Raw genomic sequence first — 7,271 nt, 5'->3', positions numbered from 1 at the left:
ATCGTACGCGGCATCCGGCGGTCTGCACGGGGTCGGGGCATCCGTCGTGAACGCCCTGTCGGAGCGTCTCGACGTCGAGGTGGATCGCGGCGGCAAGACGTGGGCGATGTCGTTTCACCGCGGCGAGCCGGGCAGGTTCGCCGACGACGGTGAGCCCGGCCCCTCCGCCGCCTTCACTCCGTTCGAGGACCGCAGCGAACTGCGCGTCGTGGGCAAGGCCGCACGCGGCGTGACCGGCACGCGCATCCGCTACTGGGCGGATCGCCAGATCTTCACCAAGGACGCCGCCTTCCAGCTCGATGAGCTCGAGACGCGCGCACGCCAGACGGCCTTCCTCGTGCCGGGCCTGCGGATCGTCGTCCGTGACGAACGCGGCGACGAGACCGTCGAGACGGTCTACCAGTACGAGGGCGGCATCTCGGAGTTCGCCGAGTTCCTCGCCGCCGACGCGCCGATCACGGACACATGGCGGCTGCAGGGCGTCGGGACGTTCACCGAGACGGTTCCCGTCCTGCAGGCCACGGGAGCCATGGTCGCCACCGAGGTCGAGCGCGAATGCACGGTCGACATCGCCGTGAGGTGGGGCACGGGGTACGAGACGATCACGAGGTCGTTCGTCAACATCATCGCCACGCCCAAGGGCGGCACGCACCAGCAGGGCTTCGAACAGGAGGTCCTGAAGGTCCTGCGAACGCAGGTGGAGCAGAACGCGCGGCGCCTGAAAGTCGGCAACGACAAGCTCGACAAGGACGACGCACTGGCGGGCATGACCGCGGTGCTCACCGTGAGCCTGCCCGAGCCGCAGTTCGAGGGGCAGACCAAGGAGGTGCTCGGCACCCCCGCCGTGCGCCAGATCGTCGCCCAGGTGGTGCGCAAAGAGCTGGGTGCCCGGTTCGCCTCGACCAAGCGCGACGACAAGAACCAGACGTCACTGCTGCTCGACAAGGTCGTCGCCGAGATGAAGGCGCGGCTCTCGGCCCGCGCGCACAAAGAGACCCAGCGGCGCAAGAACGCCCTCGAGTCCTCCTCGCTGCCCGCCAAGCTCGTGGACTGCCGCTCCAGCGACGTCGCCGAATCCGAGCTCTTCATCGTCGAGGGCGATTCGGCACTCGGCACGGCGAAGCTTGCACGCAACAGCGAGTATCAGGCGCTGCTGCCCATCCGAGGCAAGATCCTGAACGTCCAGAAGGCGTCGATCAGCGACATGCTCAGCAACGCCGAGTGCGCGTCGATCATCCAGGTGATCGGGGCGGGCTCGGGTCGCTCCTTCGAACTGCCCCAGGCCCGATACGGCAAGGTGATCCTGATGAGCGACGCCGACGTCGACGGCGCCCACATCCGCACGCTCCTGCTCACGCTGTTCTTCCGCTACATGCGACCGCTCATCGAGGACGGCAGGGTGTTCGCGGCGGTTCCACCCCTGCATCGCGTCATCATCCGGCATCCCGGATCGAAGCCGAACGAGACGGTCTACACGTACAGCGAGAAGGAGCTGCAGGCGCTGCTGACGAAGCTGCAGAAGTCCGGGCGCACCTGGCACGAGCCGATTCAGCGGTACAAGGGCCTCGGCGAGATGGACGCCGATCAGCTCGCGACGACGACCATGGATCGCTCGGGCCGGATGCTGCGCCGCGTACGGCTCGAGGATGCCGAGAACGCGGGGCGTGTGTTCGAGCTTCTGATGGGCAACGAGGTCGCGCCCCGCCGCGAGTTCATCGTCGACTCATCCGCCCGCCTCGAGCGCGAGCGCATCGACGCCTGACGCGGAAGCGGGGGGCGCGCGTCAGCGGATCGCGTGTCCGATGCTCGCGACGACGGCGTCGAGCGTCACACCCGATGCATCGCGCTTCGCGCCGGACTCGGGAAGCGCGCGCACCGCGCCATCGGCGTCCAGCGCGCGTGCGGGACCCTCGCCGACCCAGGCCAGGCGGATGGCGTCCTCGCCGCGCAGCAGCCGCTGCGCCCGCACGCCGCCGGTGCCGCGCCCCTTGGCAGGGAACTCCGACAGCTCCGATACCTTCGCCGAGCCGGCATCTGTTCCGGCGAGGGCGGCGCTGCTGCCCGCGATCGTCACGACGACGGGGTCGGATGCTGCGGCGTCCACCACGGCGAAGTGCACGACGGCCTGCCCCGGTGCCACGCGCACACCGGCCATGCCACCCGCCGAGCGACCCTGCGGGCGCACCGCGGCGGCGTCGAACCGGAGGAGCTGTGCGTCACTCACGACGAAGATCAGCTCGGCGTCGTCGGCGGCCGGTGCCGCACCGACCACCGCGTCGCCCGGCTTGAGCGCGATGATCTCGATGTCGTGCTTGTTCGACAGCTCGGTCGCGCTGACGCGCTTGACGACGCCCTGACGGGTCCCCAGCGCGATCGGGGGCGCATCCACGAGCGGCACCAGGGCCACGATGTGTTCGTCCTTCGGCAGGGACAGGTACTGATCCGCGCGTGTGCCGGCCCCCGGCTGCACAGAGTTGCCCGGCACGCTGGGCAGATCGACGGGGGAGAAGCGCACGAGGCGCCCTGCGCTGGTGACGGCGGCGAGGTCGCCGCGTGTCGTGGTGTCGACCTGTGAGCGCACGGCATCGTGTTTGGCGCGGCGCGTGGGAGCGACGATCCCCGACGCGGGCTGATCGGGCGCCAGCTCGACGCGCACCATGCGCCCGCTGGCGCTGAGGATCACGCGGCACGGCGCGTCGGCGATCTCGAGCACGGGGGCGGTCCGGGAGGGGCGTGCGGTCGTCGCCGCCGCGTTGGTGAGCAGCGTGCGGCGAGGGGTGCCCAGACGCTCGGCGACATCGTCCAGCTCGGTCGCGACCTGACGTCGCAGCAGCACGTCGCTGGCCAGCAGCTCCTCGAGCGCCGCGATCTCGGCCTTCAGCTGGTCGCGCTCGGACTCGAGCTCGATGCGGGAGAACTTCGTGAGGCGACGCAGGCGCAGTTCGAGGATGTACTCCGCCTGCACGCGGGTCAGATCGAACACGTCCATCAGCCGCGCGCGAGCCTGTTCGCCGTCGTCGGAGGTGCGGATGACCTGGATGACCTCGTCGATGTCGACGATGGCGATCAGCAGGCCTTCGACCAGATGCAGTCGCTCGCGGCGGCGGGCAAGGCGGTACTCGCTGCGTCGGGTGATGACGCGCAGGCGATGATCGACGTAGACCTGGAGCATCTCGCGCAGCCCGAGGGTGCGGGGCTGCCCCTCGACGAGGGCGACGTTGTTGATGCTGAACGAGTCCTCGAGCGGCGTGAGCCGGAACAGTTGCTCGAGCACGGCCTGCGGATCGAAGCCGGTCTTGATCCCGATGACGAGCCGGGTGCCGTTCTTGCGGTCGGTGAGGTCTGCGACGTCGCTGATGCCCTGCAGCCTCTTGGACTGGACGGCGTCCTTGATCTTCTCGATGACCCTCTCGGGCCCGACGAGGTAGGGCAGCTCGGTGACGACGATGCCCGTCTTGCGCGGCCCGAGGCTCTCGATGCTCGTGCGTGCACGCGTCTTGAACGATCCGCGGCCGGTGCGATAGGCATCCCGGACACCGTCGAGACCGACGATGACGCCCCCGGAAGGCAGGTCGGGACCGGGCACGAACGCCATCAGATCCTCGAGGGTGGCATCCGGATTCTCGATGAGGTGGATGGCGGCGCCCACCACTTCGATGAGGTTGTGCGGGGCCATGTTCGTGGCCATGCCCACCGCGATACCGCTCGCGCCGTTGACCAGCAGGTTGGGGTATGCGGCGGGGAGCACCTCGGGCTGCTGGAACTGGTTGTCGTAGTTGGGGATGAAGTCGACGACGTCCTCGTCGAGGCTTTCGGCCATCGCGAGCGCGGACTCCGCGAGCCGGGCCTCGGTGTAGCGGGCGGCCGCCGGTCCGTCGTCGAGCGAGCCGAAATTGCCGTGTCCGTCGACGAGCGGCACGCGCTGGGAGAAGGGCTGCGCGAGGCGCACGAGTGCGTCGTAGATCGGGGCGTCACCGTGGGGATGCAGCTTTCCCATCACCTCGCCGACGACACGGGCGCTCTTGACATGCCCGCGGTCGGGCCGAAGTCCCATCTCGGCCATCTGGTACACGATGCGGCGCTGAACGGGCTTGAGCCCGTCGCGGGCGTCGGGCAGCGCTCGTGAGTAGATGACGGAGTAGGCGTACTCGAGGAACGATCCCTGCATCTCGGTCGAGACGTCGACGTCTTCGATGCGCTCGGCGGCGGGATCGGTGCGGGAGTCGGGCATGGGGTCCTTCGGGCGAGACGAGGGGCCGTCCGCGTGGTGTGCGAGACTGGCCCCGATGTCCCTCATGCTACCGGCGCCGCCCGCGCACGCCCGGAGCCTCACCGAGGTCATGCCACGCCTGTGGGCGTCGGTCGGCGGTCCCGAGCCCGACTTCGGGGTGCAGCAGCTGCCCCCGGTGGCATCGGCCATCGCGGTGGTGGTCGACGGGCTCGGTGCGGCGAACCTCGCTGCCCGGGCCGGCCACGCGCGCTTCCTTCGCGAGGCGATGGCCAAGCGCGACACCGCCCTGAGCGTCTTCCCCTCCACGACGGCATCCGCGCTTACGAGCCTCATGACGGGAGCGGCCCCGGGACGACACGGCATCGTCGGCTACCGTGTGCGCGTGCCCGGCACGGCGGTGCTGTCGAATCAGCTCACCGGGTGGGAGAAGGACGGCCTCGATCCGGCGACCTGGCAGCGGGCCGAGACGCTCTTCGAGCGCGCAAGCCGACGCGGCCACGCGTGTTTCGTCGTCAGCCGCGAGGACTATCGCTCCTCCGGATTCACGCGCGCGGCATTCCGGGGCTCGCACTTCCTCGCGGCGGGATCGTTCGCCGATCGACTGACCCTCGCTCTCGAGACCGCCCGCGCACATCCCGGAAGTCTGACCTACGTCTACACGCCCGACCTCGATGCGCTGGGGCACCGTATCGGGTGGGAGTCGGACGCATGGGTCGCTGCGCTCGAGCAGGTGGATGCCGCCGCCCGGGAGTTCTCGCGCGACGCGGCCGCCCTGGGCATCGGCGCGGTGCTCACCGCAGACCACGGCATGGTCGACGTTCCGCGGGACGGCCATGTGCTCGTCGTAGAGGGCGACGCGATCCTCGATGGCGTGGCAGCGCTTGCGGGCGAGCCGCGGATGCTGCATGTCTACGCGGAACCGGGCGAGGCCGAGCAGGTGGCACACCGTTGGCGGGCGTCGGAAGAGTCACGATCCTGGGTGCTCTCGCGCGCCGAGGCGATCTCGGCGGGGATCCTGGGGTCGGTGGATCCGGAGGTGATGCCGCGCCTCGGGGACGTGCTGGTCGCAGCGCGGGCGAGGGTCGCCTACTACGACGACCGGCTGCCCGACAAAGGACCGCAGAACATGGTCGGTCAGCACGGGTCTCTGACGCTCGACGAGCGACTCGTGCCTCTGATCAGACTCGGCGCCTACGCCACTCGCTGAGGTGTGGATTCACTCCCCGTCGCCGCGCGCGCCGAAGACGATCTCGTCCCATGACGGGAGCGACGCGCGTCCGCGCCGACGGCCACCGGTCTCGGCTGCCGATTCTGCGGGCTGCGTCGTCGTCTCGACGGAGTCGTCCACGGACTCGTAGCCGGGCTCGAGCGCGTCGAACAGGGCCACGGGAGCGTGCGGCGCCACCGGTGACGCCTCGGAGAGGCTCGGCGCGGATTCACGCTGACCGCGGCGTCGTCTGAGCGCGTCGAGCAGGTCGGCCGTCTCCGAGCTCGTCGACGGCGACTCGGCCGAGCGCTTGACGGCGGCATCAACAGCGCCCGACTGCGGCGGGGCTTCATCGGTCGCGGGCGCGACGGCGGGGTGCGGATCGCGACGCGGGCCGAAAGCGCCGCTGTCGAAGCGGGAGTCGTCCTTGAGCGCAGAGGAATTCTGATCGAGTGCGCGCAGGCGGGGGATCAGGCCCTCGGGCAGCGACCCCTGACGGGACAGCTGCGTTGCGTCGGCGTTCAGGGGTGAGAGGGCGCTGCGCCGCGGATCGAAGCTCCAGCGGGCGTCGTGCTCGATCTCGCCCACGGCGAACTCCACCTTCACGACCCAGCCGGCCTTCTCCTTCCAGCTGGTCCATCGCTCGCCGGCGGCGCCGACCTCGGCGAGTTTGGCGCGCATGGCGGCACCGAACGTGGGCTGTGCATCGGCGTCGTCGACGGCGCCCAGAAGCACGGGCACGGCGAGCGCGAGCCCCACGACGTGTTCGCGCTCGGCGAGGACGGGGGCCTCGAAGCGGGCGACGTCCTCTTCGCGGGCTCCCAGCAGCTGCGCGACTTCGCGGGCGGACAGACCCGAGCGAATGTGCGCCTGGATCTCCCGTGGGCTCGGGCGCGCGGCTCGGGTGTCGTCGACCTCGGCGCGCGCGCGGGCGCGCCGGATTTCGGCGCGGAGGACCTCGTCGATGACCAGTGCGAACGTCTCACCGTTGTCGCTGGCGACGATGAGGCGATCGTCCTCCGTGCGGATGACCTTGAGTTCTTGCATGCGAACGCCTTCTTCCGCATCGTTTGTGTTCGGCCATCGTGTCACGGGCGGCGTCCGGATGCGGGAATATCGCGGGCGCGCCGTGGGTTCGGAGAGGACGGCGGATGTCGCCGGAGCACGCATTTGCGAAATGCGCACCTGTCGTGCAAACTAGCGCCGCCTCACTGGCACCCGCACCACCAGCACGCAATGAAAGAAGTGACTCTCACGCATGGCAACCGACTACGACGCCCCCCGCAAGACCGAAGACGACAGCGAGTCGATCGAGGCCCTGAAGGAGCGCGTTCCTGACAAGCTGTCGGGTGCCGTCGGCGACGAAGACGCCGACAACCCCACGGGATTCGAGCTGCCCGGTGCCGACCTCTCCGACCTCGAGCTCGACGTCGTGGTGCTGCCCGCCCAGGAGGACGAATTCACCTGTGTGAGCTGCTTCCTGGTCAAGCACCGTTCGCAGGTCGATCACGAGGAGTCGTACGGATTGATCTGCCGGGACTGCGCCGCATAACACGGCCGCGCTCGATAGCGGCGGCGAGCCTGTCCGGCGTCCGGGTGGAGATCACCCACGCCGGAACGGGATCCGCCTCGTCCGTGATCGGTACGACCACGAGGCCCTCGACGCCGCCGCGGATCAGCATCCACGATCTCGGATCCAGTCTCGGTCCACGCGCCTGACGGGCCTCGTCACCGGTGAGCGGCAGCGGCTCACCGAGGTGGTCGGCATCGATGTGCGCGCGGCCCGCGCGAAGTTCTCCGTCGCGCACCTCCACGACGGGGGAGAGAGCCACC

The 7,271-nt window shown here is 69.7% G+C and carries 6 protein-coding genes; 3 read left to right on the top strand and 3 right to left on the bottom strand.

The annotated features are described in order from the left end of the window. Positions 1–1,762 (top strand): toprim domain-containing protein (locus DI573_RS12985; RefSeq protein WP_292815039.1); only part of this gene is annotated, 1,762 nt, incomplete at its 5' end. A 21-nt stretch (positions 1,763–1,783) separates the two neighbouring features. Here DI573_RS12985 and DI573_RS12980 read toward each other — a convergent pair. Continuing rightward, complete coding sequence (locus DI573_RS12980) at positions 1,784–4,231, bottom strand: DNA topoisomerase (ATP-hydrolyzing) (RefSeq protein ID WP_292815037.1); 2,448 nt, start codon at positions 4,229–4,231, stop codon at positions 1,784–1,786. 55 nt (positions 4,232–4,286) lie between these two features. On the opposite strand from DI573_RS12980, the gene DI573_RS12975 reads away from it, so the two are divergent. After that, positions 4,287–5,438 carry a nucleotide pyrophosphatase/phosphodiesterase family protein gene (locus DI573_RS12975; RefSeq protein WP_292815035.1) on the top strand — a complete coding sequence of 384 codons (1,152 nt, stop codon included), beginning with the start codon at positions 4,287–4,289 and terminating at the stop codon, positions 5,436–5,438. Positions 5,439–5,447: 9 nt separating this feature from the next. Here DI573_RS12975 and sepH read toward each other — a convergent pair whose 3' ends face one another. After that, positions 5,448–6,485: a septation protein SepH gene (gene sepH / locus DI573_RS12970; RefSeq protein WP_292815033.1), complete on the bottom strand. Its 1,038-nt coding sequence runs from the start codon at positions 6,483–6,485 to the stop codon at positions 5,448–5,450. Between the two features lie 211 nt (positions 6,486–6,696). On the opposite strand from sepH, the gene DI573_RS12965 reads away from it, so the two are divergent. Further along, a complete protein-coding gene (locus DI573_RS12965) occupies positions 6,697–6,990 on the top strand; it encodes a DUF4193 domain-containing protein (RefSeq protein WP_292815031.1) in 294 nt (97 codons plus the stop codon). On the opposite strand, the gene DI573_RS12960 is transcribed toward DI573_RS12965, so the two are convergent. Further along, the gene (locus DI573_RS12960; RefSeq protein WP_292815041.1) at positions 6,923–7,252 is read right to left on the bottom strand and encodes a DUF3093 family protein; all 330 of its coding nucleotides are present in this window, start codon (positions 7,250–7,252) and stop codon (positions 6,923–6,925) included. The genes DI573_RS12965 and DI573_RS12960 overlap by 68 nt on opposite strands. Positions 7,253–7,271: the final 19 nt, after the last annotated feature.

This window comes from Microbacterium sp. (genome assembly GCF_003248605.1).
Classification (GTDB): Bacteria; Actinomycetota; Actinomycetes; order Actinomycetales; family Microbacteriaceae; genus Microbacterium.
Note: the sequence above shows the minus strand (reverse complement) of the source record. Positions and strands in the feature narration are given on the sequence as shown.